Raw genomic sequence first — 13,338 nt, 5'->3', positions numbered from 1 at the left:
CGCTTATAAAAAAATTCTTCAGCCATATCTTTAATTTTTTCTCAACTTTTATGTTTATTACGTAAATCTTAATTTCTATATACAATAACATTCCATAAGCTTGTGATGAGCTTTGCCATAACGGGTGTATCTTTACTTTTTTTAACTCCAAAGTATTATTTATCAATAGGAATCCATATTTCACAAATATACTCATCGGAACTTGTGTCTCCCGGAGGATATACTTCAATTTCATAATCAGCTGCTCTTTTATATCCACTGTTTGGAATCCATTCAGTTGTTATTCTTGCCCACATTTCATCAATTGGATGTTCTTTACCGCTAAGGCTACCCCTTACAGTAAATATTGCCCATTTGCTAGCAGGAATAGTATAGTTATCAAGATCCGTCAAAACATTTTCATCTGCCTGAGCACCTATTGCAAGTAATGTTTCTCCATTATCTAATGTTTTCGTAAAGCCCATCTGCCACATAGGAGCTCGATAGAGCTTGTAGACATCGCCAATCTTCTCATCAGTACCACCATTTAAAAATTCATCCCATGTAGTCCAAACTTCACCTGCAGATTCTTTCCAGTCATTTGCTATAGTATTTGCTGATTGCCTCTTTATACACTTAACTGTTCCAACTAAATTTATATCTTCCTTTTCTTCAATACGATATTCCATCTCTACATCTCCTTTAATTGAAATACAAAAGGTGATACGTGGATAGGCTTTAAGCTTTACTCCCAAAGCGCGCGCTACTTTAGGAGTTACACCATGTATTGTGAAAAAAGCACGAGTGAATGCATCTGGCGAATTATATCCATATTTCATTGCAATATCAATTACTTTCGCATTGCTACTTTGCAACTCTAATGCTGAAAGGGTTAATCGCCTGCGACGAATATACTCAGATAGAGATATACCTACAATATAGGAAAAAACACGTCCAAATTGATGCATTGAGCAGCAAGCAATTTTCGCTACTTCATCATACATGATATCCTCAGTCAAATGATTTTCAATATAATCCACTGTTGCTTCCATTCTTTGAGCCCACCCCATATTACGACCTCCTTTCATATTCAATTCTAACAAGGCCAATGTTAAGTTACCCTGCATTCTAGGTACAAATATGTAGGAAATGTAGATACCTATTATATATCTTAATATATTTTATCATATATACATTTATATTTAAATTTTACAAGCAATTCTACATAAGGTAACAAGTTTATGACAAGGAACAAATAGAATTAAAATACTGTTCTTTGTAATATTATCTATATTTTCCTATGTATTTAATATAAATACTATATTAAATATGATTAGGTATTAAAGCTCCGATTCTATGTTATAATAATTTATAAATTATATTATAAAAATTTAGTAAAACAGTTGAAAGGATGATTTCAAATGAATTTTAGTACTCTTTTGAAAGTTGGAGAAACTGTAGTTAATGAATACATAGTAAAACCAGAAAATACAGCAGACGTTATTGGAAACACAGGTGTCAATGTGCTGTCTACACCTAGTATGATTGGATTTATGGAAAATACATCTGCAAATGTAGTAATGGATAAAATGCCTGAAAATTATAGAGTTGTTGGAACAAAAATTAATGTTGAACATATAAATTCAACACCTATCAACATGAAAGTTACCGTAAAATCAACATTGACATCAATTGAGGGCAAAAAACTTTGTTACAATGTAGAAGCTTTCAATGAAAAATCTAAAATAGGTTTTGGAACATATGAACAACATATAATTAACTTAGAAAGTTTTTTAGATAAAAATTAAAAATTCTAATAGCAAAATCAAATATTTTAATTGTCACTTTTAGTATTACCTATAAAAAATCCTAAAAAAAGAAAAAAATAGTAGTTCCTACTCTCAATTGGTTGCTACTATTTTTTACTATATTAAATTATAGTTATACCTATTACCTAAATTAAGACACATTCAAATAAATAACAAGTCAGTATACTAGTCTATTTTGCGTCATACTGCGTCAGCAGAACCCACCGATAGTTCTACTAGCGGCGGAACCTGTTTCCTTGTCTGACGCAAAATATACCAGCATCTTTGACTTGTTATTTATTTTCATGTACCTAATCCTCAACTTTTACTTTTGTAGCTGTTTATTGAGAAGAAATATATTTTCTATTTTATTTCCCCGCTCATCATAATATTTTACATCTGCTGCTGTTATATACCCTAATGTATCTCTATCAAGTACGCTCCCTTGAATCTTTAATAATGCTTCTTCATTCATAGGTATCTCTACTTCTTTTGTTTCATAATCTCTTTGGCATACTATCTTTACTTTCATGTCCATCATTCTCCTTTACAATCTTAGTATGCTTTAATGAAACCTAAAATATTTCGCATTACTAATTTTCCATTATTTTTTAACCTAATGCTATTGCCAGTTTATATATTTTTCAATTATTTTTATAATAATACTCTTCATAGGGAATGATAGCTTTGCCATTTATTTATGGTACGGTTCTCCGTAACTATTCCAAGTGAGTTTTTTCCATTTTATTTCTGTTGGCTAATTTTGTAGGAAAATACAACTCTACAATTTAAATATATCTTCTAGATTTATAGACATATCTGGGAAAACTGTACTTATATAACTATCATTATTCTTAAAAACATTTGTTATTTTATACTGTTTATCTATTAATGAATATTGTACTACATACCCTTCTTGTTCAACTATATTATATTCAAGAACACCATATCTTTGATAAACATCCAACTTTGTTATATAGTCATGAGTTGCGGTACTTTTTGAAATAACTTCGAATACAATCTTTGGAGCTGATGTGAAACTTTCACCTTGTCTAGTAGAATTTTCACACATCACAAATACATCTGGTTTATATTTATATACTTCCTCATTATTTCTAAAAATTACTTCAATAGATTCCGTATATACATCGCATTTACTTTTATCAAGAAATGACATTAATTTAAAATTTAATCTTGATATTATTTTATTATGTTGAATGGAAGTATTAGATGATAATACAATATACCCGTTACTATATTCAGCTTTACCATTATAATTAGTCTGAATATTTTCAAAATCCTCTTCTGTGTAATGTATATTTTTAGCATACATACTGCTTCACCTCTCTCTTTACTAGAATTATAACAAAATACATACAATAAAATAAATCAAATTTTTATAATTTCCTATTTGCCTTATTATTTACTTTTCAATACGTTCTCGATTCATCCAAGTTCTACCATTATAACCCTTTTTACAATATCCTCACCTGCACTTACTTTCTACTACTGCCAACTTAACTTTAGCCACGGCTCTTTACCTCAACAAAACTCCTATTTTACAACTTTGATTTTAATTAACGCAACACCATTTATTGCATATTATAGCATTTTTTATTTTTTAAATTTTAATCTCAATAATATAGTCGAGTAGACTTACACTTCACAATGTAAGCTCCTCACAGAATCCGTACGTGCGGCTTTCCCGCATACGGCTCCTCATAATAACATTCACATTTAAAACAGCTTAAAATATATCTTTGGTTTCGCTAAAGGATAATATTTCAGCATTTCTATATAGCCATCCCAGTTGTAACTTTTCTTATCACTCCGCCTATTCAGTGTTTTACATAGAAATTGCTGTACTCTATGCAAAAAGTTTGTTATCATTTTGCCATTGAAAGATACACCATAGTACCTATAATGCCCAACCAACTTAAGATTTAATGCCTTTATCATTTCTCTAACTGGCATAGTCCTATTATCATACAGCCACTTTTTAGTATCCTTCAGTTTTTTTGTCTAAATTTCTTCCTACTTGTTTGTAACATGACACATGGATACCCTCTGCGACTTTTCCCACAGAAAAATATAAATCCCAAGAAATCCAATGTTTCTGGTTTTCTTTCGCCCCTTGCTTTCCTATTGCTTTCTGCAAACTTACCAAATTCTAATAATCTACTTTTACTGTCTTCAAGTTCTAGGTTAAACTTCGCCATTCTTTTCTTAAGTTGTTCATAGTATTTTCTGCTTCCCATTTATACTGAAATCCTGCTATAAAATCATCTGCGTAAACTACAAGGAAGCTATCTCCCTTGATTTCTTTAGATAAAATAATCTTATACCATAATATCAAAACATTGTGCATATAAATGTTTGCTATTATTGGACTCATTATATTTCCTTGCACAGAACCATCTATGCTTTCCTTGAATACTCCATCGGTCATTACACCAGCTTTCAAGTATTTCTTAATCAGCCATAAGATATTTGGGTCTTTTATATACACTCCTAAAAATTTCATTATCCAATCATGATTCATATGGTCAAAGAACCCTTTGACCCCGCAGTGCCACATAGTTCTTGCCATTACGACCTATGTGATATTGCTTTCCGCACCAATTAAGACGTCAGCCCTCTGATATACAAAATTTCGAGGCTCAATAGCATTTCAACCCTACTTTCTCGCTGTCTATGCTTAGCTCCCACCATTACTGATGACAACTCAAGACTCGCTACTGCTGATTGGCTAGACCTTACTCAGACAGGATTTCCACCTGCTAGGTTAATCACCCTTAGCTAGGCGCACAATTACTATTTATTAGTTAGTTTTATTACCGATTAATTTACATTTATATGAATTGATTGGTAATTACTATATATAAAATTATATGTTAATTCTATTATTTTGTAAATCATTCAACTAAAAGTTCCTCAACTTCATTAAAAATTATGGTTGAGGAACTTTATATGCTACACAATATCTCTTATATTTAATTATCCATTTTTAGTAAAAGCCTCATTTACTTATGGTACGGTTCTCCGTAACTACTCTAAGTGAGGTTTTTCCATTTTATTCTTGTGTATATATTCTACATAATTATGGTATAATTCTAAAGTACAAATTAAGAATTCCGTAGTGGATGGCTACGGGGGTTTTGAACGTTTTATCCCCCTTGGACTATTGGTGATATTTCATCATAGTTAGGGGGTGGTATTGGATATGCTAGAATTAACTATAAAAAGCTTTGTTACTATTTATATTATTAAATTAGTTTTAAAACATAATCTTTTTATTTCAAAGTTAGTTATCAAGATTAAATTTCTTGGTATTCATATAGAACTTAATGGCAAAGAGAAAAAGCACCCATCCGACCAAGAATAGTGCTTAACTCTTAATTAAATCTTTATTTAATTCATCTAATAGCCCTAAAACAAAATAAATGTTCTAAGGATTAGCTTAGTGTTAGCGCACTAAGCTTTTCTTATTTATATTATATCAAATTTTTATAAAAAATAAACATATATATTTTTTTATTTAAAAATCCCAAAATTATATAGTGTTATTCACCAAAAAGGATACACTCAACTCTTTTTACCAACTTTAGTGCTATTCCAACAGAAATTTTATTCTAGCATCATTTTTTACAAATTCAAATGTTTTATCTTTTTTAATTGACATTTTTATAATTTTTTTGTATTCATCTTCACTCATACTATTGTTCTTATTAAATTCCATATGTGTATATAGTTTTGAATTAATAAAATCATTAATATTACTTGCTTCATTTATAATATTTCTAATTATTTCTATAGTTTTTTCTTTATCCTGTTTTTCTTTTGCTAAAGATAAATCTAATATATATTTATTGTATGTTCCTAAATCAAATAGTTCAACAAGCTTTTTAGCACGTTCTGAATATTCTTCTGCTTCACTAAATTTATTTTCTTTCAATAACATTTCTATTATAAGAGATAAAATACCATAGATTCCATTAGCATTTTCTAATAATCTACCTTCATAAATACCGTAAGCCTCAAGAAGTTTTCCGCTACTTTCAAATAATAATGCCTGTTGAATTTTTTTACCAGTGTATAATTCCGGAATCTTATCTATCATTTCTTGAGCTTTTTCATACTCTTTTTTCTCTCTATAAATTGCTGATAATAATAATTTTGCGTTTAAAGCTATCTTTTCTTTACCACTTGCTGCTACAAGTTGAAGCCATTCAATAATTTTTCTTTCATATTTACCTTTTTGTTGAACTTCAGATACAACTATATGTACCCTTAATACCGATGATATATTAAATATTAACTCATCACAGCTTGGATATTTCTTAATTAAATCTCTGCCCTTTTCAAAAGCCTTTTCATACCCCTCTTTTGATACTATTTCACTAATCTCTTTTGTAAAATTATTTACTTCTGCATCTGTTAATTCCTCATTAAATGCCAATAAAGTATTAACATCTATTTTTAAAACACGTGCAAGAGAAGCTAACAGCGTTATATCTGGATATGATATTCCATTTTCCCACTTATTTACTGCTGGTGCACTTATATTTAAATAATTAGCAACTTGCTCTTGAGTAAGATTTTCCTTTTTTCTATGATATCTAATAACCTCACTTATCCCCATTAAATAATTCCTCCATTTATTTATACATTTAATTAACTTATTACTTTGTTAATTAAATGATATCAAAGCTGCATAATTTAAACAATTGAAGTATTTTCATCTTTTATTCATAAAAATTAACTATTAGTTAATTTAATTTTTCTTAATGAAAATACTTTGAGTCTTACTTGTGATACAGTATTTCCACCTGTACAAATAGCCTTAACCATGATATATCAATAGTTAAGACTAAAACCTCATTTATTTATGGTACGGTTCTCCGCTCCTAATCCTAAACCCCCTATAAATCTGCTCTAAAAGCATCACTCTAAATAGTTGATGGGGGAAAGTCATCTTTGAAAAGCAGAGCTTATAATTTGCTCTCTTTAAAATTTCCTGGGAAAGTCCTAGAGAACCTCCTATTATAAAAGCTATGTGGCTGCTTCCCTTTAAGGTACAATCTCCTATAAAATCTGACAATTCTTCTGAGGAAATCATCTTACCCCTTAAATCTAAAGCAATTATATACATATTGTCTTTGATATGTTTTAAGATAGCCTGTCCTTCTTTTTTCTTTATATCTAATTTCTCTTTTTCTGAGGCATTATCAGGAGTTTTTTCATCATGAACTTCTATAAGTTCTAGTTTACAATACCTACCTAATCTCTTGCTATATTCATCTATGGCCATTTTTAAATATTTTTCTTTAAGTTTCCCTACACTAATTATAGTTATGTTCATAATTTTCTGCTACTCAAAATATAGTCAAATGTATCCATATTGAGATTCTTACTGCTTCAACGTACTCTGCCTTGCCTAAGCTACTACAGTTTGTATAGTACTCCACAGTCGTTAATTCCCCAAATAGCCTTGGGTACACATATAAGTGCTTGTTTAATTAAGCTATCTTATATTCTTTAGCATTGGCTAAATTGATTGAAGCATTTAAATCTCTATCAATAGAAAGCCCACAACTGCATTTGTAAACTCTATCAGATAGTTTTAAATCTTTCTTATATGCTCCACAACAGCTACACATTTTACTACTTGGATAAAATCTATCAACTACTCTTATCTCAATGCCATTTTGTTTAGCTTTTGAAATAAGTTTAATTCTAAATTCATAAAACTTTTGCCCAGCAATTGCCTTTGCTAAATGCCTATTCTTCATCATTCCACTTACATTTAAATCTTCAATAGTTATAAACAGAACTCTTAGCTTCAGATGAAGTTTTTACTCCATCTGAAGGTTAGAGATCGTTATCCAGGGACGTAGCTGCCGTTATCTCCCACTTTGTTAGAAGTGGGAGTATTACGGCAGGTAGTCATCGGATAAAACTTGGTTTTTGTTTTATTAACTCATTTACTGTTTTATTTATATAATCAGTTCTTATATTTGTAAGTCTTTGATGAAGTTTTTGTACCTTGACTATTTGTTTTTGGATATTTTGACGAGTAGCTTCTCCTTTCTCTTTTTTATTTCTTAATTTTAAACTTTCATATTTTCTTGAAAGCTTTCTTTGCTCACGTTTTAGTTTCTTTTCTGCTTTTTTAACTGTTTTAGTTTTGTTAATATTCTTTTTAGATAAACCATTATTACAAATTGCAAAATTCTTTAGTCCAAGGTCTACGCCTATTCCTTCTGAGTAAGGTTTATTATTTACTTTAATAGCTTCTTTAACTAAAATTGAAACAAAATATCTATCTGCTTTTTGACTTACTGTACCACTTTTAACTATAGAGTTAACTGGAATGTATCCAAATTCTTTTAATCTAATCCAACCTAAAGTTGGTACTTTAACTCTATGTCTTTCAATAGTCCAATCTGTTTTATTATTCTTTGGAAAGTAAGCTTTAACATCTTGATTTTTCTTTTTCTTAAATTTAGGAAAGCCGCTTTCCCCTTTAAAGAATTTCTTAAATGCTTTTTCTCCATTCATAATGGCTTGTTTAGTAGCTTTGGAAGACACTTCTTTAATCCAAGCTTTGTCAGGATGATGAGGAATATATTTGTTATTAAGCCATTTAGAAAAATCCATACCACTAATAAATTTTTTCTCTTTTTCGTAAACTTTTTTATTATGAGCAATATAAAAATTGTATATGAACCTACTTACACCAATAGTTTTATGAATTTTAGTTATCTGTTCTTCTGTTGGTTTAATTTCTATTTTGTATGCTTTTTTCAACTTCTTCATCTTCCTTTATCTTTTTCTTATATTTTCTTTGTATTGCTCATAAGTATAATATGTCCTATTTGTTGGTGTTCTAAATGCTTTTAATATTCCTTCGTTATCCTATCTTTGTAATGTTCTAACTGATACATTAATTAACTCTACAACTTCATTTGGTTTATAATTATTATTTTTCAAATGTACTCACTTCCTTTTCATAAGTACATTTTACTATAGTTAATTACTTTTATTTATATTTTAAATAACTAAAGTTATCTTCTTATCATATATTAATTTTTATATAAAATAAATTCTCTAGGATTAATTTATACTTTACACATTTATTAAATTATTAAAGCCATCTATTTAATTCTTTAGTTTCACTTCTACTTCTTTATCTCTTGCAGAAACATATGTATTACCTTTTATATAAAATCTCCATGGGAAATCAATTGCTTCTTCTGCGTAGTCTATGCCTATTCTCTTACACTCAACTATTTCTTTGACTGTCTTGCATTTATGTTTTATTTCTTTTCCTATTATTGGACTATCGCTACATTTTATATTTTCTATTTCTTCTACACTTTGTTGATTTTCTTCCTGAACTATATATATTTCATCACCCATTAAATTTTTCTTGTTCATATCTCTGTCTATGTTCAATGCCATACAAAGCTTTGAAGGTCCTGAAGTTAAATTTATTATCTGCTTCTTTGTGAGTTCGCTATAACTTCTTAAAAATCTATTTTTACTCATTTTCTCTAATCCTTCCAGTGGCTCTAGAGCTCTTACTAAAACTCCTTGTGCATCTCCCTCTAAACCAGTTATAACATTAAAACAAAAGTATTTCCCGTATATAAAATATACATAGGCTATGCCACCTTCTGCATATAAAGGCATAACTCTTTCAGTCATTCGTCCCCCATAGGCATGAGATGCCTTGTCTAATCTAGCGATATAGGCTTCAGTTTCTACTATTCTTCCACTTATTGTTTCTCCATTTACTTCTCTTACCAATATCTTACCTAGCAGCTCTTTAGCCACTATTAACGCATCCCTTTTAAAAAATTCTTTACTCATCCTTTTCACTAAAATCACCCTTTATACTATGACTAACAATTCTCCTAAACTCTCCCTCCACTTGCTTACGCTGAAGTGGAAACTAATTGATTTTATTTTATGTATTTGCAAAATTTTAATACTCAACGAATTTTTAAAATTGATTTTTAACCAAAACAAGGGCTAAAGAATTAACCCAAACTCCTCAGCCCTTATACAAAATTCCAATATTCACTTATGTTTTTAACCACTTTTAATAAATTAACAATTAATTTTTAATTTATTAAAACTGGTAACTATTTTCCTGCTCCACAACACTTCTTGTATTTCTTTCCACTTCCACATGGGCATGGATCATTTCTTCCTATCTTTTCTTCTTTAACAACAGTTTTAGAGCTTGCCCAAGATTTTTTAATTTCTTTTCTCTTCTCTTCTGAAAATATTCCATCCCACTGTGGTAATGTATATAAGTAGTCCGCTTTTGCATCTAACATATTGAAATATAACTTTTCAAAGTCAACTTTAGCATCTATTTCAGTATTTTCTTCAAAGCTTTCTAAAGGTAATTCTTCTTCCAAGCTTTCATTAATTCCATCTAAAAATCCCATAAAGAAAACTGTAGATGCTTCATATTTTTCTGCTAAATCTTTAAATGTTCCCTTTAATTCACTGCTGTGAGTTGCTAAAAGCTTAGTATATATACTTTCTTCTATAGCACCATATTCATCCCAAAAAGCTTGTTCTCCTCTAGTCTTAACGTAATCTACAACCATATCTGTCCATTGTTTATATAAACTCATAATTTCTATCTCCTTTTACTTAATATTACTTTATGCTCTAAATATATCTTATTATAATTAAATTTGTAACTATTTTCAAGTATAAAGATAAATAAACCCTATTGCATAACATCTACTTCTGCTCTTCCCATTGGCTTAGATATATCTATATTGCCACCTAAGGTATCTATATTTTTATTTTCTATTAGTATACTTACCTTATTAATATAATCTAAGTTAGTAAGAGAATATACTATACTTTTTAGACATATTATTTCTTTTTGCTTATTCATTTTAGACTTAGCTTCAGAACTTAAATTAACATATGCTACTCCATCTTTTACTGAAACATTAAGAACTCTAGTCTCTCTGCTCAATATTGGATCTAGTTTACTTTCTGTCGAAGGACCATTTATCAGTTCTTCCATTACTGTCTTAGCTATAATTTCTTTCTTATTCATTACTCTTGGTTCTTTAGCAAATTGCTCTTTTCCTTTGTTTTTAGAGCTGTCAAAGTATAAATCTACAGATAAAAAGTTTTCCTTTTCTTCCTTAGATAATTTTACATTTTCTAATTTCTCTTTGTTGAGAGAACTTATCTTATCTTTTTTTTCACATCCTGTGAAGATTATTGTACATGCTAACAACAATATAGTGAAGAATGTACAAAACTTTTTAATCATATAAAACACTCCTTAAAAATTTATATATGCGCTAGGTTTACTTCTTTCTGCTACTTTTAATTCTATGTCTTTTCCCTGTTTAAGTCCACCATCATTTAATATATTTAATACCGTTTGATAAGCTAAATCTGGGTGATTATTTGTCTTACTTAAGTGACCTAAAAAAATAGTTTTTTTCTTATCCTTCATTATATCCACTATGGCCTTACCGCAATCATCATTGGATAAATGCCCAACGTTACTTAAAATTCTTCTTTTTAAGTTATATGGATATGGACCAAATTTTAGCATCTCTACATCATGATTACTTTCAATTAAAATTACATCACAATCACCTATTGCATCCTTTACCTCTTTGGAAAAGTGACCTAAATCAGTAGCTATACATGCCTTTTTATTATTATGACAAATAGCATATCCCTTAGGATTTGCTGCATCATGAGATATGGTAAAATTTAAAATTTCCACATCTTTTATTTCAATAGAAGCATTTTGAAGTACTTTTATATTATGTTCTTTAATCTTGCCTATATTACGACACATTGCATTCCAAGTATCCTCATTTGCATATATAGGTATGTCATATTTCCTAGAAAGTACTCCAACTCCTTTTACGTGGTCTATATGCTCATGAGTCACAAATATACCATCAATATCATTAGGTTTTTCTCCTATTGTACTTAGGGCATTTTCAATATGTTTTCCAGACAATCCCGCATCAACTAATATCTTAGTTTTCTCTGTACCTATAAAAATGCTATTCCCACTACTCCCACTATATAAAGGACAAAATATCATATTTACATAATCTCCATTTCTAATCTATATGTTTTCTTCTCTTCTTATATTTGCGCCTAACTCTCTAAATTTTTCTTCTATATGAGGATATCCTCTATCTATATGTTCTATCCCTATTATTTCAGATTCTCCTTCAGCCATTAAAGCAGCTATTACCATGGCAGCTCCAGCTCTTAAATCTGTAGCCTTTAACACTGCTCCTGTTAATTTATCTATACCATCTATTATTGCTGTTCTTCCTTCTACCTTTACTAAAGCTCCCATTTTCTTCAATTCATCAACATGCTTAAATCTGTTTTCCCATATACTTTCATTAACTATACTTCTCCCCTTAGCTGTACATAGCAAAGAAGTCATTGGTTGCTGTATATCTGTTGGGAAGCCTGGATAAGGTAATGTTTTTATGTTTATTGCCTTTAACTCCTTATTGCTTACAACTTTAACAGAATCACCATTTGGAACAATTTCCACTCCTGTTTCTACAAGTTTTGCTGAAATAGACTCCAAGTGCTTTGGTATTACATTTCTAATTGTAACCTCACCACCACAAGCTGATGTAGCTATCATATATGTTCCCGCTTCTATTTGGTCAGGTATTACACTGTAGTTACAACCAACTAGCTTCTCCACACCAAATATCTTTATAACATCAGTTCCAGCGCCCTTAATATTTGCTCCCATTGAGTTTAAGAAATTTGCAACATCTACTACATGAGGTTCCTTCGCTACATTTTCAAGTATGGTTACTCCTTCAGCCAAAGTAGCTGCTAACATAACATTAATAGTAGCCCCTACACTAACTACATCAAAAAATATCTTAGTTCCTACCAACTTGTCTGCCTTAACTATTATAGCTCCATGCTCTATAACTACATCAGCACCTAATGCCTCAAATCCCTTTATGTGCTGATCTATCGGTCTTACCCCTATTGGGCATCCCCCTGGAAGCTCCACTTTAGCCTTCTTAAATCTTGCTAAAAGAGCCCCTATTAAATAGTAAGAAGCTCTCATCTTTCTTGCATCCTCTGTACATGCATCTGTGCTATTTAAATTACTACTATCTATGTGTGCAGTATTTTTCTCTTTATTTACTTTACATCCCAAGTTCTCCAGTATTCTCTCTAAGCAATGAACATCTTCTATGTCAGGAATATTATCTATTTTACAAACACCTTCACTAGCCAATATAGCCGCTGGTATTATAGCTACCGCAGCATTTTTTGCTCCGCTGATTTCAACTTCTCCAAAAAGTTTATTTCCACCATTTATAATCAACTTTTCCATTTATAATATCCATCCTCACTATACGATAATTTTAAAATTAATTCACAAAGATTATTATATCATAACTTAATTATTTTTTTATAATATTTTTAAATTTATCTTCAAGTAAATTCTGTATTTCTATTAAGTTTATTTTAAAATATTATAAAAAAA

The 13,338-nt window shown here is 29.9% G+C and carries 15 protein-coding genes and 2 pseudogenes; 2 read left to right on the top strand and 15 right to left on the bottom strand.

What is annotated here, in order from left to right:
* Nucleotides 1-155 precede the first annotated feature (155 nt).
* The gene (locus tag C1715_RS03930; RefSeq protein ID WP_180963982.1) at nucleotides 156-1,049 is read right to left on the bottom strand and encodes an AraC family transcriptional regulator; all 894 of its coding nucleotides are present in this window, start codon (nucleotides 1,047-1,049) and stop codon (nucleotides 156-158) included.
* A gap of 351 nt (nucleotides 1,050-1,400) precedes the next feature.
* Here C1715_RS03930 and C1715_RS03925 point away from each other — a divergent pair, with 351 nt between their 5' ends.
* The gene (locus tag C1715_RS03925; protein ID WP_102399346.1) at nucleotides 1,401-1,787 is read left to right on the top strand and encodes a thioesterase family protein; all 387 of its coding nucleotides are present in this window, start codon (nucleotides 1,401-1,403) and stop codon (nucleotides 1,785-1,787) included.
* A gap of 325 nt (nucleotides 1,788-2,112) precedes the next feature.
* Here C1715_RS03925 and C1715_RS03920 read toward each other — a convergent pair whose 3' ends face one another.
* The 5 genes from C1715_RS03920 to C1715_RS20180 form a co-directional block, all read right to left on the bottom strand.
* A complete protein-coding gene (locus C1715_RS03920) occupies nucleotides 2,113-2,319 on the bottom strand; it encodes a hypothetical protein (protein ID WP_102399345.1) in 207 nt (68 codons plus the stop codon).
* Between the two features lie 249 nt (nucleotides 2,320-2,568).
* Nucleotides 2,569-3,120, bottom strand: a complete 552-nt coding sequence (locus tag C1715_RS03915; RefSeq protein ID WP_102399344.1) for a Uma2 family endonuclease — start codon at nucleotides 3,118-3,120, stop codon at nucleotides 2,569-2,571.
* A 404-nt stretch (nucleotides 3,121-3,524) separates the two neighbouring features.
* Nucleotides 3,525-3,746, bottom strand: coding sequence for a hypothetical protein (locus tag C1715_RS20190; RefSeq protein WP_341457737.1), 222 nt, complete (start codon nucleotides 3,744-3,746; stop codon nucleotides 3,525-3,527).
* A gap of 50 nt (nucleotides 3,747-3,796) precedes the next feature.
* Nucleotides 3,797-4,006, bottom strand: coding sequence for a hypothetical protein (locus tag C1715_RS20185; protein WP_341457735.1), 210 nt, complete (start codon nucleotides 4,004-4,006; stop codon nucleotides 3,797-3,799).
* A complete protein-coding gene (locus C1715_RS20180) occupies nucleotides 3,988-4,377 on the bottom strand; it encodes a reverse transcriptase domain-containing protein (protein WP_341457734.1) in 390 nt (129 codons plus the stop codon). Before C1715_RS20180 ends, C1715_RS20185 begins: the two co-directional genes overlap by 19 nt.
* 633 nt (nucleotides 4,378-5,010) lie before the next feature.
* On the opposite strand from C1715_RS20180, the gene C1715_RS03905 reads away from it, so the two are divergent.
* Complete coding sequence (locus C1715_RS03905) at nucleotides 5,011-5,172, top strand: hypothetical protein (protein WP_180963991.1); 162 nt, start codon at nucleotides 5,011-5,013, stop codon at nucleotides 5,170-5,172.
* Nucleotides 5,173-5,397: 225 nt separating this feature from the next.
* Here the strand turns inward: C1715_RS03905 and C1715_RS03900 are convergent, their stop codons facing one another.
* The 9 genes and pseudogenes from C1715_RS03900 to C1715_RS03860 all read right to left on the bottom strand — a co-directional run bounded on the left by C1715_RS03900 (nucleotide 5,398) and on the right by C1715_RS03860 (nucleotide 13,185).
* Nucleotides 5,398-6,429 (bottom strand): helix-turn-helix domain-containing protein, encoded by a 1,032-nt coding sequence (locus C1715_RS03900; protein ID WP_102399342.1) that lies wholly within the window; start codon nucleotides 6,427-6,429, stop codon nucleotides 5,398-5,400.
* A 240-nt stretch (nucleotides 6,430-6,669) separates the two neighbouring features.
* A complete protein-coding gene (rlmH, locus tag C1715_RS03895) occupies nucleotides 6,670-7,149 on the bottom strand; it encodes a 23S rRNA (pseudouridine(1915)-N(3))-methyltransferase RlmH (protein ID WP_102399341.1) in 480 nt (159 codons plus the stop codon).
* 157 nt (nucleotides 7,150-7,306) lie between these two features.
* Nucleotides 7,307-7,615 (bottom strand): annotated as a pseudogene (locus C1715_RS19980) (RNA-guided endonuclease InsQ/TnpB family protein); the annotation flags it as partial.
* Between the two features lie 133 nt (nucleotides 7,616-7,748).
* Nucleotides 7,749-8,597: pseudogene (locus C1715_RS03885) on the bottom strand (RNA-guided endonuclease InsQ/TnpB family protein); the annotation flags it as partial.
* Between the two features lie 351 nt (nucleotides 8,598-8,948).
* On the bottom strand, nucleotides 8,949-9,662 hold the full coding sequence (locus C1715_RS03880; protein WP_102399493.1) for a DNA-3-methyladenine glycosylase: 714 nt from the start codon (nucleotides 9,660-9,662) through the stop codon (nucleotides 8,949-8,951).
* A gap of 275 nt (nucleotides 9,663-9,937) precedes the next feature.
* A complete protein-coding gene (locus C1715_RS03875; RefSeq protein ID WP_102399340.1) occupies nucleotides 9,938-10,441 on the bottom strand; it encodes an SEC-C metal-binding domain-containing protein in 504 nt (167 codons plus the stop codon).
* Nucleotides 10,442-10,539: 98 nt separating this feature from the next.
* A complete protein-coding gene (locus C1715_RS03870; protein ID WP_102399339.1) occupies nucleotides 10,540-11,103 on the bottom strand; it encodes a GerMN domain-containing protein in 564 nt (187 codons plus the stop codon).
* A 12-nt stretch (nucleotides 11,104-11,115) separates the two neighbouring features.
* Complete coding sequence (locus tag C1715_RS03865) at nucleotides 11,116-11,901, bottom strand: MBL fold metallo-hydrolase (protein ID WP_102399338.1); 786 nt, start codon at nucleotides 11,899-11,901, stop codon at nucleotides 11,116-11,118.
* A gap of 24 nt (nucleotides 11,902-11,925) precedes the next feature.
* Nucleotides 11,926-13,185 carry a UDP-N-acetylglucosamine 1-carboxyvinyltransferase gene (locus C1715_RS03860; protein ID WP_102399337.1) on the bottom strand — a complete coding sequence of 420 codons (1,260 nt, stop codon included), beginning with the start codon at nucleotides 13,183-13,185 and terminating at the stop codon, nucleotides 11,926-11,928.
* Between the last annotated feature and the right edge of the window lie 153 nt (nucleotides 13,186-13,338).

This window comes from Haloimpatiens massiliensis, assembly GCF_900184255.1.
In the GTDB taxonomy this organism is placed as follows: Bacteria; Bacillota; Clostridia; order Clostridiales; family Clostridiaceae; genus Haloimpatiens; species Haloimpatiens massiliensis.
Note: the sequence above shows the minus strand (reverse complement) of the source record. Positions and strands in the feature narration are given on the sequence as shown.

What these genes read in the sequence shown, in the direction of transcription:
- C1715_RS03930 (WP_180963982.1), bottom strand. Translation starts at nt 1,049, where the DNA reads ATGGGGTGGGCTCAAAGAATGGAAGCAACAGTGGATTATATTGAAAAT.
- C1715_RS03925 (WP_102399346.1), top strand. Translation starts at nt 1,401, where the DNA reads ATGAATTTTAGTACTCTTTTGAAAGTTGGAGAAACTGTAGTTAATGAA.
- C1715_RS03920 (WP_102399345.1), bottom strand. Translation starts at nt 2,319, where the DNA reads ATGAAAGTAAAGATAGTATGCCAAAGAGATTATGAAACAAAAGAAGTA.
- C1715_RS03915 (WP_102399344.1), bottom strand. Translation starts at nt 3,120, where the DNA reads ATGTATGCTAAAAATATACATTACACAGAAGAGGATTTTGAAAATATT.
- C1715_RS20190 (WP_341457737.1), bottom strand. Translation starts at nt 3,746, where the DNA reads ATGATAAAGGCATTAAATCTTAAGTTGGTTGGGCATTATAGGTACTAT.
- C1715_RS20185 (WP_341457735.1), bottom strand. Translation starts at nt 4,006, where the DNA reads ATGGCGAAGTTTAACCTAGAACTTGAAGACAGTAAAAGTAGATTATTA.
- C1715_RS20180 (WP_341457734.1), bottom strand. Translation starts at nt 4,377, where the DNA reads ATGGCAAGAACTATGTGGCACTGCGGGGTCAAAGGGTTCTTTGACCAT.
- C1715_RS03905 (WP_180963991.1), top strand. Translation starts at nt 5,011, where the DNA reads ATGCTAGAATTAACTATAAAAAGCTTTGTTACTATTTATATTATTAAA.
- C1715_RS03900 (WP_102399342.1), bottom strand. Translation starts at nt 6,429, where the DNA reads ATGGGGATAAGTGAGGTTATTAGATATCATAGAAAAAAGGAAAATCTT.
- rlmH (WP_102399341.1), bottom strand. Translation starts at nt 7,149, where the DNA reads ATGAACATAACTATAATTAGTGTAGGGAAACTTAAAGAAAAATATTTA.
- C1715_RS03880 (WP_102399493.1), bottom strand. Translation starts at nt 9,662, where the DNA reads ATGAGTAAAGAATTTTTTAAAAGGGATGCGTTAATAGTGGCTAAAGAG.
- C1715_RS03875 (WP_102399340.1), bottom strand. Translation starts at nt 10,441, where the DNA reads ATGAGTTTATATAAACAATGGACAGATATGGTTGTAGATTACGTTAAG.
- C1715_RS03870 (WP_102399339.1), bottom strand. Translation starts at nt 11,103, where the DNA reads ATGATTAAAAAGTTTTGTACATTCTTCACTATATTGTTGTTAGCATGT.
- C1715_RS03865 (WP_102399338.1), bottom strand. Translation starts at nt 11,901, where the DNA reads ATGATATTTTGTCCTTTATATAGTGGGAGTAGTGGGAATAGCATTTTT.
- C1715_RS03860 (WP_102399337.1), bottom strand. Translation starts at nt 13,185, where the DNA reads ATGGAAAAGTTGATTATAAATGGTGGAAATAAACTTTTTGGAGAAGTT.